The organism is Limnohabitans sp. (assembly GCF_030158565.1).
Classification (GTDB): Bacteria; Pseudomonadota; Gammaproteobacteria; order Burkholderiales; family Burkholderiaceae_C; genus Limnohabitans_A.
In genome coordinates, this window is record NZ_JAOASQ010000029.1 from 50,897 (window position 1) to 65,820 (window position 14,924).

Consider the following 14,924-nt stretch of genomic DNA (forward strand, 5'->3'; position numbering starts at 1 on the left):
AGTTTAAAAATCGTTTTTTCAAAGGCTCTGGGCAGGGGCTTTGAAAAAACGAATCGGTTTGAAATGGGGGTGTCACACAGGCCATGTAACCGCCTGGTAACTGCGCGGGCCTCGATTTTAGGGAGGCTGGCCAATTTGTGCCTGTCATTGGGGTCGAAAATCAGTTTAAATCTATGCAAAAAATGCATGATGTTATGCCAGGCCATCTTGCCGGGGTGCTTTCAAGGCGGCGCGATTGAAAAGGCGCGGTGCACGTCAAGGCGGTCCAGAAAAAACAAAACCCGCAAAGCCGAAGCTGTTGCGGGTTGTTGGCGGTGCAGACGCGGCGCCTGCACCCAGGGGCTGAGAACCTCAGGCCATGAAGACGGCGATGAAGGCCAGCAAGAAAATCAGTACGGCGCCAGCGGCCGGAATGATCACGGGGATGTGCTTGACCACGTTTTCCACGGGATCGTCAGATGTGTGTGCGTCGTTGTGAGCGGACATGGGTTACCTCAAAACAAGAATGCTCGTATTGTAGCCAAGCCCGGCCAGCGCTTGCCTTACATCAAGGCGTAGGTCGTGCTGGCCCGGAAAACGCTCTTGCCATCGTCGGCCCCGGCCAGGTCGATTTCGCCAAAGGCCATGGCCTTGCCGGCCCGCAACACCCGGGCGGTGATCAGCGCGTCTTGCCCAGACAGGGGTTTCATGAAGGTGCTGGACAGCTGCACCGTGCTGCAAGGGCGGAACTCGCCAAAGTGCTGGATCAGAGCCAGCACCATGGCCGTGTCGGCCGCCGCCATCATGGCCTGGCCACAGAGCATGCCGCCCACACGCGAGAGCTGATCGCTTTGCGGCAGGCGCAGCGTCACGCTGTCACTGTGGATGGCTTCGACGCTCAGATTCAGGGCTTGCACCCAGGGGGCAAACAGCTCGCGCAAGGCTTGTTGCAGGGTGTCGGTGGTCATGGCAAAGCTTTCTCGAGAGGTCTTCGTTGGATTTTGGCGCAAGCGGGCGAGGGCATCGGGTCACCGGCAAGACGGAATGACGGCTTTTTGAACACACAATGCAGACTGGATCGACATCCCCTGATCAAGGAGCACTTCATGCAAACGAAGAAAAAAGAACGCCAGATGCGCTGGTACCCCAGCGTCATGTGCCTGGTGGCCAGTCTCTGGGCAGTGCATGCCCAAGCGGCCGATGCCTGGCCCAGCAAACCCATCCGCATCATCGTGGGCTACCCGGCAGGGTCTTCGCCGGACGTGCAGGCCCGTTTGATCGCTGAGCCCTTGGCGCGTGCCTTGGGGCAATCGGTGGTGGTGGACAACAAGCCCGGTGCCAGCAGCAACATCGGCGCCGATGCCATCGCCAAGGCCGAAGATGGTCACACCATCGGCGTGATCGGCAACGGGCCACTGACCAGTTCCAAGTTTTTGTATGCCAAATTGACGTATGACCCGAGTACCGATTTCGCCCCCATTGCACTGATCGGCACGGCGCCCCTGGTGTGGGTGACGGCCAAGCCCGCAGCCGAGCGCACACCGTCGGCCTTCATCACCCAGCTCAAGGCCGACGGTGACAAGCAAGCTTATGGTTCAGTGGGCCCCGGCTCGGGTGGGCACCTGGGCATGGAGTTGCTCAAGCAGGCCTTGGGCATTCAGCCGATTCACGTGCCCTTCAATGGGGGCCCTCCTATCCTGAACGCCATCATCGGCGGGCAGGTGCAGATGACCTTGCTGCCCGCTTCGACCGTGAACCCGTTGATTCAAGCGGGCAAGCTCGAAGCCGTGGCGGTGACCTCGGCCAAGCGCACGCCGTTGGCGCCCACCTTGCCGTCGATGGACGAGATCGGTGCCAAAGGCGTCAACATCGAAGTGTGGAACGCGGTTGTGGCCCCGGCCCGCATGCCTGTTGCCCACCAGGCCCGGCTGAGCCAGGAGCTTGAAAAAATCCTCGGCTCCCGCGAGATCCGCCAGAAGTTGTTCCTGCAAGGCTGGAAGGTGGACGATGCCAGTGCCAAAGGCCTGGCCGCACGCATCCAGCAAGACACGCAGACTTACCGCGACATCATTGCGCGCAACAAGATCAAGATCGATTGATCTGTCCGCTGTCCGCATGGCTTGCCCCTGCTGCAGGTGTCAGGAATGTAACGGCGGCTTGACGGTGATCGCTGGGCAGGATTAAAGTGAAAGCGCTGACGTTGGGCGACTGACTGAAGCATTCTTGAGGCACATTCATGCGCCTCGCCCATCAGAACGACAACTCTTCTTTTGGGCAAACTTTGGGACGATCCTCTCGTGACGCCCCATCAGCCCGACCGGTTCGCCGGTCGGGCTTGTCATTTGTGGGGCCGACATTCAACGCACAGTGCGGCCCGTCTCAAGGCTCGTGTTGCGCCAGGTACATGCTCCCGCTGAGCTCGCCAGGATTGAACATGGGCGATGTGCGGGTGCTCTCCAAATCGATCCCGATGCGCATGGCCTGCGACAGTCCGCCCAGCTCATCGGCCAGCGTAGCCAACACATCGTCGATGGACAGCAAGCCCATCAAGCGCCCGTTGGGCTCGGTGACAAAGAGGCGCCGAACGCCGTGCTTTTGCATGGCTTGAACCGCTTCGTGCACCGAGGCGGTGCCCGGCACGCCAATCAGCTGCGCGTGACTGTAGACCCCGATCGGGTGCTCCTCGGGCAAGCGGCCTTGCGCCAGCAGATGGACCACCAGATCGCGATCGGTCACGATGCCCACCACGCGGGCCGGGTCTTCCGGGTCGGTCAAGGCCAGGGCGCCGACATGGTTGACGCGCATCAGCTCGGCTGCTTTTTGCACCGATGCTTCGGCACTGAGGGAGAGGATGTCCCGTTGACACAAGCTGGCCAGGTTCATGGTGCCATCCTCACCAAACGGTCTTTCAGGCTGCCTTCGACCCACAGGTCTTTGCCTTTGCCCAGCAGGGTCTGGTAGTCCGCGTCTGTGAGCATTTTCTGGTTCATGGCGAGCGATTGATCGACGCTGTCGAAGTCCATGTACCAGTAGAGTTTGGTGTGGCCAAAAACCTCGACGCCAAAGCGCATCTTCACGTGGTAAGTCTTGTTCACATAGGCGCAGACCTCGGTGGCAAAGCGGATGGCTGCGGCCATGGATGCTGCGTTCTTGACGCGCACGGTACGGGTAAAAAGGTGCATGAAACGCTCCGTTGAAAGGACAGGCGTTCATGTTGGCTCTTGGGTGCTCGATGGACGGTGCGCTCTGTCACGCAGACGGGCGACGATGACCTGGGTGAATCCGCGTGCGGCATCATCGGTGCGGCAGCACACGCCGCAAAGTTTGGAGCGCTTCAGGTGTTGGAGAACAGACGGTGGATCGAGCTGCGCAACCAGGCGTGGCCGGGGTCTTTTTGCAAACGCTGGTGCCAGTGCAGCTGCACATCGATCACCGGCGCCTTGACCGGCGTGGGTACCGTGCGCACCTGGCCGTGTTGCACGCAAAATGCGGCCAGGTCTTGGGGCACGGTGGCGATCAGGTCGCTGGACTCGATGATGGGCAGCAGGCTCAGAAAGTTGGAAATTTCGAGCACCACACGCCGGGTGATGCCTTGCTGTTGCAGGAATTTCTCAAACACATGTTCACGGCCATGCGGCTTGACCACCACGTGCGATGCGGCGGTGAACTGGGCCAGACTGATTAGTTCGCCAATGCCGGGGTGGTCTTGTCGGACCAGGCACACATGCGATGAACGCATCAGCTGCTGCTGGTAAAAGCCCGCTTTGTGCAAATCCGGAAAGTAGCCCATGGCCATGTCGGCGGCACCCGACTCCAGGCTTTCGGCGGCGGCATGGCGCGGCATGGCCAAGGTGCGCAGGTTCAGGTGGGGGGCCTCTTGCGCCAGCATGGCCAAAATGCGGGGCAAGAAATTCGCTTCGCCGATGTCGGGCATCAGCACCGTGAAGGTGCGTGTGGACGTGCGCGCCTCGAAGCGGGTGGGCTGCAGGATCTCGCTGTGCACGGTCTGCACCACTTGCCGGATGGCCGGGCTCAGTTGCAGGGCCCGGGGCGTGGGTTTCATCTCCAGCCCGGCGCGGATGAACAAAGGGTCTTCAAACAGCAGCCGCAGGCGCCGCAGGGCCGCGCTCATCGCAGGCTGGCTCAGGTGGATGGCCTCGCCCGCGCGGGTCACATTGCGGTGTTCCAGCATGGCGTGAAAAGCCACCAGCAGATTCAAATCCATGCCTGAAGTATTCATCAAACAAATTCTACCTATTTAAATAATTGACTGGATGAATTCGGGTGGACTCCCTAAACTGATAAAAAACCGCTTGACCCACCTCCATTCCATGGGAGACCCCGAATGACCGTTCTCAGTTTGGCCACGGCCCAAAAAATCATCGATGCGGCCTTGGCCCATTCCAAATCCCAAGGCTACAAACCCATGGGCATTGCCGTGCTCGACGAGGCCGGTCAGCTCAAAGCCTTTGCCCGCGAAGACGGTGCCAGCATGTTCCGTTTTGACATCGCCCGGGCCAAGGCCTGGGGGGCGGTGGGGATGGGCGCATCCAGCCGGGTGCTGGCCCAGCGCGCCAAGGACAACCCCAACTTTTTTGTCTCGCTGGCCGCCACGGCCGAAGGCAAGTTCTTGGCGCAGCCTGGCGCGGTGCTGGTGAAAAACGCCGCCGGTGAGGTGCTGGGGGCCGTGGGCGCCAGCGGCGGCACAGGCGACGAAGACGAGGCGATCTGCATCGCGGGCATTGAAGCTGCAGGCCTGATCGCTGGCTGAAAGCATGCACGCTCTTGCGGCATGTGGCTGTGGGGTGGATGTGCATGCGCACGTCATCCCGCACGATTTCCCGGACTGTCTGGGCAGTGCGGCGCCTGCGGGCTGGCCGTCCATGGCGCCTGCGCACGCCTGCCACCGCCACGTGATGATCGATGGCAAGAACTACCGCACGGTGTCTGACAAGTGCTGGTCGACCACCAAGCGCCTGGCCGATTTCGACGAGATGGGCCTGGGTTTGCAGGCGATTTCGCCCATGCCCGAGCTGCTCTCGTATTGGCTGGCCCCGGCGGTCGGCGCGCAACTGGTGCGCTACCTCAATGAACAAATCGCCCTGATGGTGTCCGAGTCGTCTGGCCGTCTGGTGGGTTTGGGTGCGGTGCCCTTGCAAGACATGGACCTGGCGCTCAAAGAGCTGCAGCACATCCGGCACGGCCTGGGCTTGGTGGGGGTGGAGATTGGCAGCAACATCAACGGCGTGCCGATCGGTGACCTGCGCCTGGACCCGTTTTTTGAAGCCTGCGAAGCACTGGACCTGGCGGTCTTTGTGCACGCTTTGCGCCCCACGGGCATGGACCGCCTGGTGGGCCCGGCACCTTTGCAGCAGGTGCTGGCTTATCCCAGCGATGTGGGGCTGGCTGCGGCGTCCGCGTTGACGGGCAATTTGATGCTGCGCCATCCGCGCCTGCGCATCGCGTTCAGCCATGGCGGGGGCACCCTGGCCATGCTGCTGCCCAGGCTGGAGCAGGCCATGTCGGTCTTTCCGGCATTGCGTGAGAGCGTGCAGCGCTCGCCCACCGAGCAGGCGCGGTCTTTTTATTACGACACCCTCGTGTTCGACACGCCCACCTTGCAGCACCTGGTGCAGCTGTTTGGGGCAACGCAGCTGATGATCGGCACCGACTACCCCTTCAATTTTCATGATGCGCGGCCTGTGCAGCGCATTGCCCAAGCCGGCTTTGATGCCGGGGTGACCCAACAACTGGTGCAGGCCAATGGCCTGCGATTTCTGGGCTTGCCCGCCACTACATTGAACCCATTGCCATGACCCATGCATCTTCTTTGGTAGGCGCTTTGCGCAGTGTGGCCCTGACGGTGCCCGACCTGGAATTGGCCGAGGCGTTTTTCACCAACACCTGGCATTTGCAGGTGGCCGCTCGCACGCCCGATGCGCTGTACTTGCGCGGTGCGGGCACCGATCACCACCTGCTGGCCTTGCACCAGGCGCCCGGCGCGGCTCAAATTTTGCACGTCACGCTCAGGGCGCGCAGCCTGGAGGCACTGGCCATGGCTGCGCAAAAAACCGAGACGGCAGGCGGTCGTGTGCTGGCGGCGCCTGCTGCCTTGACGGAGCCTGGCGGTGGTCAGGCGGTCACCTTGGCCGACCCCGACGGCCGCGTGTTCCGTCTGGTCCACGGCGATGAGCAGGTCAACGCCATCGATGCGCCCGACATGCCCGTGCGCCTGGCCCATGTGGTGCTCAACAGCAGCCATGTGGAGGACACCCGCCAATTCATGGAAAAGGCCTTGGACTTTTCCTTGTCGGACCGCACCCGCATCATGGCCTTCATGCGTTGCAACAGCGACCACCACAGCGTGGCTTTGGGCGACACCGACAACAATGCGCTGAACCACATCGCTTTTTTGATGCCCGATCTCGATGCCGTGATGCGCGGCGGTGGGCGCATGAAAGACGCGGGCTACCCCATCGAGTGGGGCCCTGGCCGTCATGGCCCGGGCGACAACGCTTTCAACTACTTCGTCGGGCCGTTTGACATCGTGATCGAGTACACGGCCGAGGTCGAACAAATCGACGACAGCTACCAGACCGGGCAGCCCACAGACTGGACCTGGCCGACAGGTCGTGTGGACCAATGGGGCATCTCCCAGCCCCCGAGTGCTCGCCTGAAAGAAGCGCAGCGTGCCGTCTTGTTTGCCCGATAAAGGAGTTTCCGTGTTCGACGTTGCCATCATCGGATTTGGCCCCACCGGCGCGGTGGCCGCAGGCCTGTTGGGCTTGCAAGGCATCCGCACCTTCGTCTGCGACGAGTTGACCGAGGTGTACGACAAGCCCCGTGCGATTGCGCTGGACCATGAAATCATGCGGGTGTTCCAGCAGCTGGGCATCGCGCAGGCGCTGGAGCCGTTCATGGAGCCTTTCACCAACTCCGAGTTTTACGGGGTGGACGGCCAGCTGATCAAATGCATGTCCACCGTGGCGCCGCCTTACCCGCTGGCCTTCTCGCCATCGCTGGTGTTCACCCAGCCGGCCATGGAAAAGTTGTTGCGCGAACGTGTGGGCGGCATGTCCTCGGTGCAGGTTGAACTGGGTTGCAAAGTCACCGGCCTGCAGCAAAGCGATGACGCGGTCACGCTCACCGTGGCCGATGCGCAAGGCCAGACCCGAGAGGTCTCGGCACGCTACCTGATCGCCTGCGACGGGGCGTCGAGCTTTGCACGCAAACAGGTGGGCATCGAATTGCAAGACTTGGGTTTTGACGAACCTTGGCTGGTGGTCGATGTGCTGGTCAACAACAAAGGTCTGGCCAAACTGCCCAAGGTCAGCGTTCAGTACTGCGAGCCGCAAAGGCCGTGCACCTATGTGATCGGCCCCAAAAACCACCGCCGCTGGGAAATCGCCCTCAACCCCGGCGAAGACCCCCAAGCCATGGCCACGCCCGAGGCCACCTGGAAGCTCTTGTCGCGTTGGCTGCAGCCCGATGAGGCCACACTGTGGCGGCAGGCGAGTTACCAGTTCCATGCCTTGGTGGCCAAGGATTGGCGTCACAAGCGGGTGTTCTTGGCGGGCGACGCCGCGCACCAGCAGCCGCCGTTTTTGGGCCAGGGCATGTGCCAGGGCATCCGCGATGCGGCCAACCTTTGCTGGAAGCTGGCCGATGTGCTCCAAGGCCGCGCCAGCGATGCTTTGCTGGACAGCTATGGCACCGAGCGCAAAGGCCATGTGACCGAGCTGACCTCGCGCATCAAGGGCATTGGCCAATTGGTCGGCCAGCGCGATGTGCAAAAGGCCAGGGAGCGTGACGCCCGTTTGCTGGCCGAATGCGGCGGTCAGGTCAAGCCCATGCCACGGCAGAACGTCCAGCCCGCGCTGGTCGGGGGCTGTCTCGACGGCTCGGGGCATGCGGCCGTGGGCACTTTGTTCCCGCAAGCCTGGATCGAGCAGGCCACAGGCCCAGTGCGCATGGACGAGTTGCTCGCTTGTGGCTGGCGCTTGCTGCTCCAAACCGGCGCGGAGGCGGCATTTTCACAAGCGGCTGCCCACGCACATCCTGGCCTGAACCTTCGGGTGCAAGGCTTGAATGCGCCGGGTTTCCAAGAGTCCTCCGGCGTGCTGGAGGCCTGGTTCGAACGCATGGGCTGCCAAGCCGCGCTTGTGCGACCGGACCATTACGTTTACGGCGCGTTCAACACCGCGCAAGACCTCCAGGCGGCGTTGCTGGCGCTCAGGCCCTGAATGCCTTTTTATTGAACCGATTTCACTTTCCTCACTGCAACACCACCATGAAATTCCTCAGCTATTCATTTCAGGGCCAAGCCTCTTGGGGCCTGGCCACCGACACCGGCGTCGTTTCCCTGGGCAGCGCCAACTACCCCACTTTGCGCAGCGCTCTGGCCGATGGCATGCTCGAAAAACTGGGCGCTGCAGCCCAGGGTCAGCCTGACACCTGCACGCTGGCGCAGATCACGTATTTGCCCGTCATCACCGACCCCGGCAAGATCATCTGCATCGGGCACAACTACGAAGAGCACCGCGTGGAGACCGAGCGCGACAAGACCGAAAACCCCACTGTGTTTTTGCGCGTGGCCGATTCGCAAACCGGGCACCTGCAACCCTTGTTGATGCCCCCCGAGTCGGACCATTTCGACTACGAAGGCGAGATCGCCGTGGTGATTGGCAAGGGCGGTCGCCGCATTGCCCGCGACCAGGCTTGGGAGCACGTGGCCGGTTACAGCGCCTACAACGACGGCTCGGTGCGTGACTGGCAGCGCCACACCACGCAGTTCACGCCCGGCAAGAACTTTGTGGGCACCGGTGCCTTTGGCCCTATTTTGGTCACCCGTGGCGAGATCGCCGATGGCGAAGAGCTGAGCCTGACCACCCGCCTGAATGGCCAGGTCATGCAGCACGCGACCACGGCCATGCTGATTTTTCCGATCCCGCGCTTGATCGAGTACGTCTCGACCTTCACCACCTTGGCCCCCGGCGACGTGATTGTCAGCGGCACGCCCGGTGGCGTGGGCGCTCGCCGCCAGCCGCCGGTGTGGATGAAAGAGGGCGACCTGGTCGAGATCGAGGTGTCCAAGATCGGTGTGCTGCGCAACCGCGTCGAAAGAGAAAAGCTTTGACGGCATGGCCCCTTCTTTGCAAGATGGGGCATGGCGTCGCCGCAGGTTCAAACGTGTGACTTTTTAATAATGAAACAGGAGACAAGCATGCAAAGACGATCGTTCAACAAGGGCTTGCTGGGTGCGGCCGCCGCCGTGGCCACGGGTTTGCAGGGTGTGGCCTGGGCACAGGCCTGGCCCGCGCGGCCCATCAAATGGATCTTGTCGCAACCCGCCGGTTCTGGTCCCGACATCCTGGCGCGTTTTGTGGCCGACAACCTGAGCCGCCGCTTGGGCCAGCCCATCGTGGTGGACAACCGCCCGGGGGGCCAAAACGTCATTGGCGCCCAAGCGGCCATGCGCTCGCCCGCAGACGGCTACACCTTCTATTACGCGACCACCGCGGCCATGGTCACCAACGTCTTCACCTTCAAGGCGCTGCCTTACGACCCTGAAAAAGACTTTGCGCCCGTCCGTTTGATCGGTCGCAGCCCGTTTGTGATTGCAGCGGGCCCAGCCTTCACCGGCAACAGCCTGGCCGACGCGATTGCCCAAACCAAGGCCCAGCCCGACAAACTGGCCATGGCCACCGAAGGCCCCAAAACCTTCTCGGGCATGCTGGCCGATTCGTTTGCGGCCATGGCGGGCATCAAGTTCACGCACGTGCCTTACAACAAAGCGCCAGACGCTATTCAGGACCTGATCGGTGGCAGGGTGAACTTCATCTGTTTGCCTGAGGCGGCTTTGCTCAGCTACATCCGTTCGGGCCAGATCAAGGCCTTGGCGGTGAGCTCGGCGCAACGCACGGCCAACCAGCCGTCTGTGCCCACTTTGTCCGAGACCTTTGCCGGTTTTGAATACACCGGCTGGAACGGCCTGTTTGCGCCTGCGGGCACGCCTGCGGCCATTTTGGACAACGTCAGCCGCGAGCTGGAAGCGGTGCTCAAACAGCCGGAAGTGGCACAGCGCCTGCTGACGCTGGGCTCCATCCCGGAGACCAAGATGAACGTGGCCGAGTTTGACGCCTTCATGCGGGCCGAAAGAACCCGCTGGGCGGGCATCGTCAAGACCATCGGCATCAAGCCCGAGTAATAAAAAAAGGGGCCGTGTGAACAGCCCCTTGGCTTTGCGGGTGGCGCGGCGGTCTTAACCGGCCAGACCCACAAACACGTTTTGCACGTCGTCGTTGTTGTCGATGGCGCCCAAAAAGGCCTCGACTTCTTCGAGCTGCTCGGCGCTCAGGTTGGCCGGGTCGACCGGGTTTTTGGGTTTGTAGCCCAGTTTGGCCGACACCACGGTGAAGCCGAAGTTGGGCAGGGCGCGGCTGACCAGGTCCAGGTCGGTCGCTTCGGTGATGAACACCGTCACGCCGTCTTCGTCGGCGGGCTCAAAGTCCTGTGCACCGGCTTCGATGGCGGCCAGTTCGGCGTCCGCGTCCGCTTGGGCTGGTTCGGCCTCGATCAAGCCCACATGGTCAAAGTCCCAGGACACCGAGCCCGATGTGCCTTGCTGGCCTTTGCGGAACAGGACGCGCATTTCGGACGCGGTGCGGTTGACGTTGTCGGTCAGCACCTCGATCATCACCGGCACCTGGTGCGGCGCGAAGCCTTCGTAGATCACGCGGTCAAAGCTCACCGCATCGCCCAACAGGCCCGCGCCCTTCTTGATGGCGCGCTCCAGCGTTTCCTTGGGCATGGAGACCTTGCGGGCCTGCTCGACCACCAGGCGCAGGCGCGAGTTGGCGGCCGGGTCGGCGCCGTTGCGGGCCGCGATCATGATGTCCTTGGCCAAGCGGCCAAACAATTTGCCTCTGGCGTCTGCGGCTTGTGCTTTGCCTTTGGCTTTCCATTGCGCGCCCATGGGGTGTCTTTCTAGGTTGGTGGCCGTGCTCAAGGCGCTGGCCGGGTCATCGGGCGCCAGCTCAGCTGGTCTGGCGCGTGTTGCAAGGCTGCCAGTTTAATCGCCCGGCTGTCGGGGGGCTGGGCACGATGGCTCGGATGTGGGCACCCGTAAGCAAAACAGGGCGCCATTTGAGATAAAGTGTCGGGTTAATCCGCCTTAAAAGGGCGGTTGAGCGAATCTGCCCGACACACCGCCGGGCACATATTCATTTTTCACATCCCTGATGACGAGACGACCCATGGCAGCAGACAAATCCAAAATCATTTACACCCTGACCGACGAAGCCCCTTTGTTGGCCACCGCTTCTTTCTTGCCGATCATCCGCACCTTCACCGCCTCGGCCGGTATCGAAGTGGCCGAGAGCGACATCTCGGTGGCCGGTCGTATCCTGGGTGAGTTTTCTGACCTGCTGCCTGCCGAACAACGCGCGCCCAACAACCTGGCCGAGCTGGGCAAGCTGACCCTCAAGCCCGAAGCCAACATCATCAAGCTGCCCAACATCAGCGCTTCGGTGGGTCAGTTGACCGCCGCCATCAAGGAACTGCAAGCCAAGGGTTACGCCCTGCCTGACTACCCCGAGAACCCCACCACCGACGAAGAAAAAGCCCTCAAGGCCCGTTATTCCAAGTGCACCGGCTCGGCCGTGAACCCCGTTCTGCGTGAAGGCAACTCGGACCGCCGCGCGCCCCGCGCCGTGAAAGAGTTCGCCCGCAAGAACCCCCACAGCATGGCCGAGTGGAGCCAGGCTTCGCGCTCGCACGTCTCGCACATGCACAACGGCGACTTCTACCACGGTGAAAAGTCCATGACCCTGGACCGCGCCCGCGACGTGAAGATGGAGCTGATCACCAAGAGCGGCAAAACCATCATCCTCAAACCCAAGGTTTCCCTGCTCGACCGTGAAGTCATTGACAGCATGTTCATGAGCAAGAAGGCGTTGGTCGAGTTCTACGAAAAGGAAATCGAAGACGCCCGCAAGACCGGTGTGATGTTCTCGCTGCACGTCAAGGCGACCATGATGAAGGTCTCGCACCCCATCGTGTTCGGCCACTGCGTCAAGATCTTCTACAAGGAAGCCTTTGAAAAGCACGGCGACCTGTTCAAGGAACTGGGCGTGAACGTCAACAACGGCATGGCCGATCTGTACAACAAGATCACCAGCTTGCCCCAGTCCAAGCAAGACGAAATCAAGCGTGACCTGCACGCCTGCCACGAACACCGCCCCGAGCTGGCCATGGTGGACTCGGCCAAGGGCATCACCAACTTCCACTCGCCCAACGACGTGATCGTGGACGCCTCCATGCCCGCCATGATCCGCAACGGCGGCAAGATGTGGGGCGCCGACGGCCGCCTGAAGGACGTGAAGGCCGTGATGCCCGAGTCGACCTTCGCCCGCATCTACCAGGAGATCATCAACTTCTGCAAATGGCACGGCGCGTTCGACCCCAAGACCATGGGCACGGTGCCCAACGTCGGCCTGATGGCCCAGCAGGCCGAGGAATACGGCTCGCACGACAAGACCTTCGAGATCACCGAAGACGGCGTGGCCAACATCACCGACCTGGCCACCGGCGAAGTGCTGCTGAGCCAGGACGTGGAACAGGGCGACATCTGGCGCATGTGCCAGGTCAAGGATGCCGCCATCCGCGACTGGGTCAAGCTGGCCGTGACCCGCGCGCGCAACTCGGGCATGCCGGTGGTGTTCTGGCTCGACCAGTACCGCCCGCACGAAGCGCAGCTGATCACCAAGGTCAAGATGTACCTGCACGAGCACAACACGGCCGGTCTGGACATCCAGATCATGAGCCAGGTGCGTGCCATGCGTTACACCCTGGAGCGCGTGGTGCGCGGCCTGGACACCATCAGCGCCACCGGCAACATCCTGCGCGACTACCTGACCGACCTGTTCCCGATCATGGAACTGGGCACCTCGGCCAAGATGCTGTCGGTGGTGCCTTTGATGGCCGGCGGCGGCATGTACGAAACCGGTGCCGGCGGCTCTGCGCCCAAGCACGTGCAACAGCTGGTGGAAGAAAACCACCTGCGCTGGGATTCGCTGGGTGAATTCCTGGCCCTGGCCGTGTCGCTGGAAGACCTGGGCCTGAAAACCGGCAACAACAAGGCCAAGGTTTTGTCGGCCACGCTGGATGCCGCCACGGGCAAACTGCTGGACAACAACAAGAACCCCTCGCCCAAGACCGGTCAGCTCGACAACCGTGGCAGCCAGTTCTACCTGGCCATGTACTGGGCTCAGGAATTGGCTGCACAAACCGAAGACAAAGAGCTGGCAGCCCAGTTCGCGCCTTTGGCCAAGCAACTGACCGACAACGAGAAGAAGATCGTGGACGAGCTGAACGCCGTGCAAGGCAAGCCAGTCGACATCGGCGGCTACTACATGCCCGACCAAGCCAAGCTGGCCGCCATCATGCGCCCCAGCGCGACCTTCAACGCGGCCCTGGCCAGCGTCAAGGCCTGATCGGTTAACCGGTCCTGAAAGCCACCCGAGCGCAAGCCCGGGTGGCTTTTTTCATGGCCGCTTCGGTCTCTCAGCGGCTGTAAGCCAAGCCCGACGCCACGCCACCAAACAGATCGCCCTCGACCAGCGGCACATCGGGAAAAGCGGTTTGCAAGGCGCGCTGAAACGTGCGCAACGCCGATGAACCACCGGTCAGGTAAATCGCGTTGATCTGGCTGTCGTTCAAACCGGCTGCCTCAACGCATTGGCGTGCACAAGCCACGGTGCGCTCCAGCAAGCCCGCCAAGTGCGCTTGCATGTCGGCCACACCCAGGGCCGCTTGCAGGCTGGGCTCGATCAAGGACAGGTCAATGCGCGTGTCCGCATCGGTGACCGAGCAACGGATCTTGGCCTGTTCCACCTCGTGGGCCATGAGGTGGCCGTGGCGCTCGGTCAGCACCTGCATCAATCGTTCGTGCAGGCGCGGGTCGCTGTAATTGCTGCGCAGGGTCTTGGCGTGCGCGATGGCTTTGGGCTGGTATTGCCAATGGATCAGGTGCCAGGTCGACAAGTCAAAGAAAACCCGGCTGGGCACTTCGCGCAGCTCCGGCCCGAGGTGCCGGTAGCCCAAGAGCGGCATGACCTGTTCCAGGCTGAGTTTTTGGTCGTAGTCGGTCCCGCCAATGTGCACGCCCGTGGTGGCCAAAATATCGGCGCTGCGGTTGGCTTGCTGCATGCGCTCAGGCCCCAGGCGCACCACCGTGAAGTCCGAGGTGCCGCCGCCCAAGTCGACCACCAGCACGGTGCTGTCCTTCGTCAAGCGACGCTCGTAGTCCAGTGCCGCAGCGATGGGCTCCAGCTGAAACGACACCTCTTCAAAACCCACAGCCTGCGCCGCTTGGCGCAACGAGGTTTCGGCTTGCGCATCACGCTCGGCATCATCGTCCACAAAGTGCACGGGCCGGCCCATCACCACCCGTGTGGGCGCAAAGCCCAGCGAGGCTGCAGCGCGTTCGCGCAGCGTGGTCAAAAAAGTGCCGATGATGTCCTGAAAGCTGATTTGCTGGTGGCCAATCTGGGTGGTCTCCATCAGCAGTGGGCTGCCCAGCAGGCTTTTGAGCGAGCGCATCAAGCGGCCCTCGGTCCCCTCCAGGTAGTGGCCAACGGCATCGCGCCCAAAATGCGTGGTGCCGTCTTCGGCGTTGTAGAACACGGCCGTTGGCATGGCCAGGGCATCGCCCTCCAAAGCGATCAAGCGGGAGGTGCCCAGTGGGTCGGCCCAGGCCATGGCCGAATTGGAAGTGCCGAAATCAATGCCGAGCGTGCCGGGGTGCGATGAGGTCATGAGCAGGAGCGTGGCACGGGCTGTGCCGGGGAAAGCAAGGCATCGGTGTGAATGTGCCGATGCCGGTTTGAGGACCGGCGATTGTGCCAGCCCGCAGGCTGTTTTTCGCGCAGAGGGCGCTGCAAATC

General features: G+C 62.1%; 15 protein-coding genes. 8 read left to right on the forward strand and 7 right to left on the reverse strand.

Annotated features, from left to right (window positions below; genetic code table 11):
• Window positions 1–351: 351 nt before the first annotated feature.
• Window positions 352–486 carry a hypothetical protein gene (locus Q1W40_RS05905; protein ID WP_255350435.1) on the reverse strand — a complete coding sequence of 45 codons (135 nt, stop codon included), beginning with the start codon at window positions 484–486 and terminating at the stop codon, window positions 352–354.
• A 56-nt stretch (window positions 487–542) separates the two neighbouring features.
• On the reverse strand, window positions 543–947 hold the full coding sequence (locus Q1W40_RS05910; protein ID WP_300709897.1) for a PaaI family thioesterase: 405 nt from the start codon (window positions 945–947) through the stop codon (window positions 543–545).
• Between the two features lie 138 nt (window positions 948–1,085).
• Here Q1W40_RS05910 and Q1W40_RS05915 point away from each other — a divergent pair, with 138 nt between their 5' ends.
• Window positions 1,086–2,078: a tripartite tricarboxylate transporter substrate binding protein gene (locus Q1W40_RS05915; protein WP_300709899.1), complete on the forward strand. Its 993-nt coding sequence runs from the start codon at window positions 1,086–1,088 to the stop codon at window positions 2,076–2,078.
• Window positions 2,079–2,358: 280 nt separating this feature from the next.
• Here the strand turns inward: Q1W40_RS05915 and Q1W40_RS05920 are convergent, their stop codons facing one another.
• The 3 genes from Q1W40_RS05920 to Q1W40_RS05930 all read right to left on the reverse strand — a co-directional run bounded on the left by Q1W40_RS05920 (window position 2,359) and on the right by Q1W40_RS05930 (window position 4,204).
• Window positions 2,359–2,862 (reverse strand): CBS domain-containing protein, encoded by a 504-nt coding sequence (locus tag Q1W40_RS05920; protein WP_300709901.1) that lies wholly within the window; start codon window positions 2,860–2,862, stop codon window positions 2,359–2,361.
• Window positions 2,859–3,161 (reverse strand): hypothetical protein, encoded by a 303-nt coding sequence (locus Q1W40_RS05925; RefSeq protein WP_300709903.1) that lies wholly within the window; start codon window positions 3,159–3,161, stop codon window positions 2,859–2,861. The genes Q1W40_RS05920 and Q1W40_RS05925 overlap by 4 nt, the downstream gene beginning before the upstream one ends.
• A gap of 152 nt (window positions 3,162–3,313) precedes the next feature.
• Entirely contained in the window at window positions 3,314–4,204 is an 891-nt protein-coding gene (locus Q1W40_RS05930; RefSeq protein WP_300709905.1) for a LysR family transcriptional regulator, read from the reverse strand.
• 120 nt (window positions 4,205–4,324) lie between these two features.
• Here Q1W40_RS05930 and Q1W40_RS05935 point away from each other — a divergent pair, with 120 nt between their 5' ends.
• The 6 genes from Q1W40_RS05935 (at window position 4,325) to Q1W40_RS05960 (ending at window position 10,186) form a co-directional block, all read left to right on the forward strand.
• Window positions 4,325–4,750, forward strand: a complete 426-nt coding sequence (locus Q1W40_RS05935; RefSeq protein ID WP_300709907.1) for a heme-binding protein — start codon at window positions 4,325–4,327, stop codon at window positions 4,748–4,750.
• Between the two features lie 4 nt (window positions 4,751–4,754).
• Complete coding sequence (locus tag Q1W40_RS05940; RefSeq protein WP_300709909.1) at window positions 4,755–5,795, forward strand: amidohydrolase family protein; 1,041 nt, start codon at window positions 4,755–4,757, stop codon at window positions 5,793–5,795.
• Entirely contained in the window at window positions 5,792–6,691 is a 900-nt protein-coding gene (locus Q1W40_RS05945; RefSeq protein WP_300709911.1) for a VOC family protein, read from the forward strand. The genes Q1W40_RS05940 and Q1W40_RS05945 overlap by 4 nt, the downstream gene beginning before the upstream one ends.
• Before the next feature lie 10 nt (window positions 6,692–6,701).
• The gene (locus Q1W40_RS05950; RefSeq protein WP_300709913.1) at window positions 6,702–8,222 is read left to right on the forward strand and encodes a bifunctional 3-(3-hydroxy-phenyl)propionate/3-hydroxycinnamic acid hydroxylase; all 1,521 of its coding nucleotides are present in this window, start codon (window positions 6,702–6,704) and stop codon (window positions 8,220–8,222) included.
• A gap of 47 nt (window positions 8,223–8,269) precedes the next feature.
• Window positions 8,270–9,115, forward strand: coding sequence for a fumarylacetoacetate hydrolase family protein (locus Q1W40_RS05955; protein ID WP_300709915.1), 846 nt, complete (start codon window positions 8,270–8,272; stop codon window positions 9,113–9,115).
• 87 nt (window positions 9,116–9,202) lie between these two features.
• Complete coding sequence (locus Q1W40_RS05960) at window positions 9,203–10,186, forward strand: tripartite tricarboxylate transporter substrate-binding protein (RefSeq protein ID WP_300709917.1); 984 nt, start codon at window positions 9,203–9,205, stop codon at window positions 10,184–10,186.
• Between the two features lie 54 nt (window positions 10,187–10,240).
• On the opposite strand, the gene Q1W40_RS05965 is transcribed toward Q1W40_RS05960, so the two are convergent.
• On the reverse strand, window positions 10,241–10,954 hold the full coding sequence (locus Q1W40_RS05965) for a YebC/PmpR family DNA-binding transcriptional regulator (RefSeq protein ID WP_300709919.1): 714 nt from the start codon (window positions 10,952–10,954) through the stop codon (window positions 10,241–10,243).
• A 280-nt stretch (window positions 10,955–11,234) separates the two neighbouring features.
• Between Q1W40_RS05965 and Q1W40_RS05970 the strand changes: the two genes are divergently transcribed.
• Window positions 11,235–13,472 carry an NADP-dependent isocitrate dehydrogenase gene (locus Q1W40_RS05970; RefSeq protein WP_300709921.1) on the forward strand — a complete coding sequence of 746 codons (2,238 nt, stop codon included), beginning with the start codon at window positions 11,235–11,237 and terminating at the stop codon, window positions 13,470–13,472.
• A 70-nt stretch (window positions 13,473–13,542) separates the two neighbouring features.
• On the opposite strand, the gene Q1W40_RS05975 is transcribed toward Q1W40_RS05970, so the two are convergent.
• On the reverse strand, window positions 13,543–14,796 hold the full coding sequence (locus Q1W40_RS05975; protein ID WP_300709923.1) for an Hsp70 family protein: 1,254 nt from the start codon (window positions 14,794–14,796) through the stop codon (window positions 13,543–13,545).
• Window positions 14,797–14,924 lie beyond the last annotated feature (128 nt).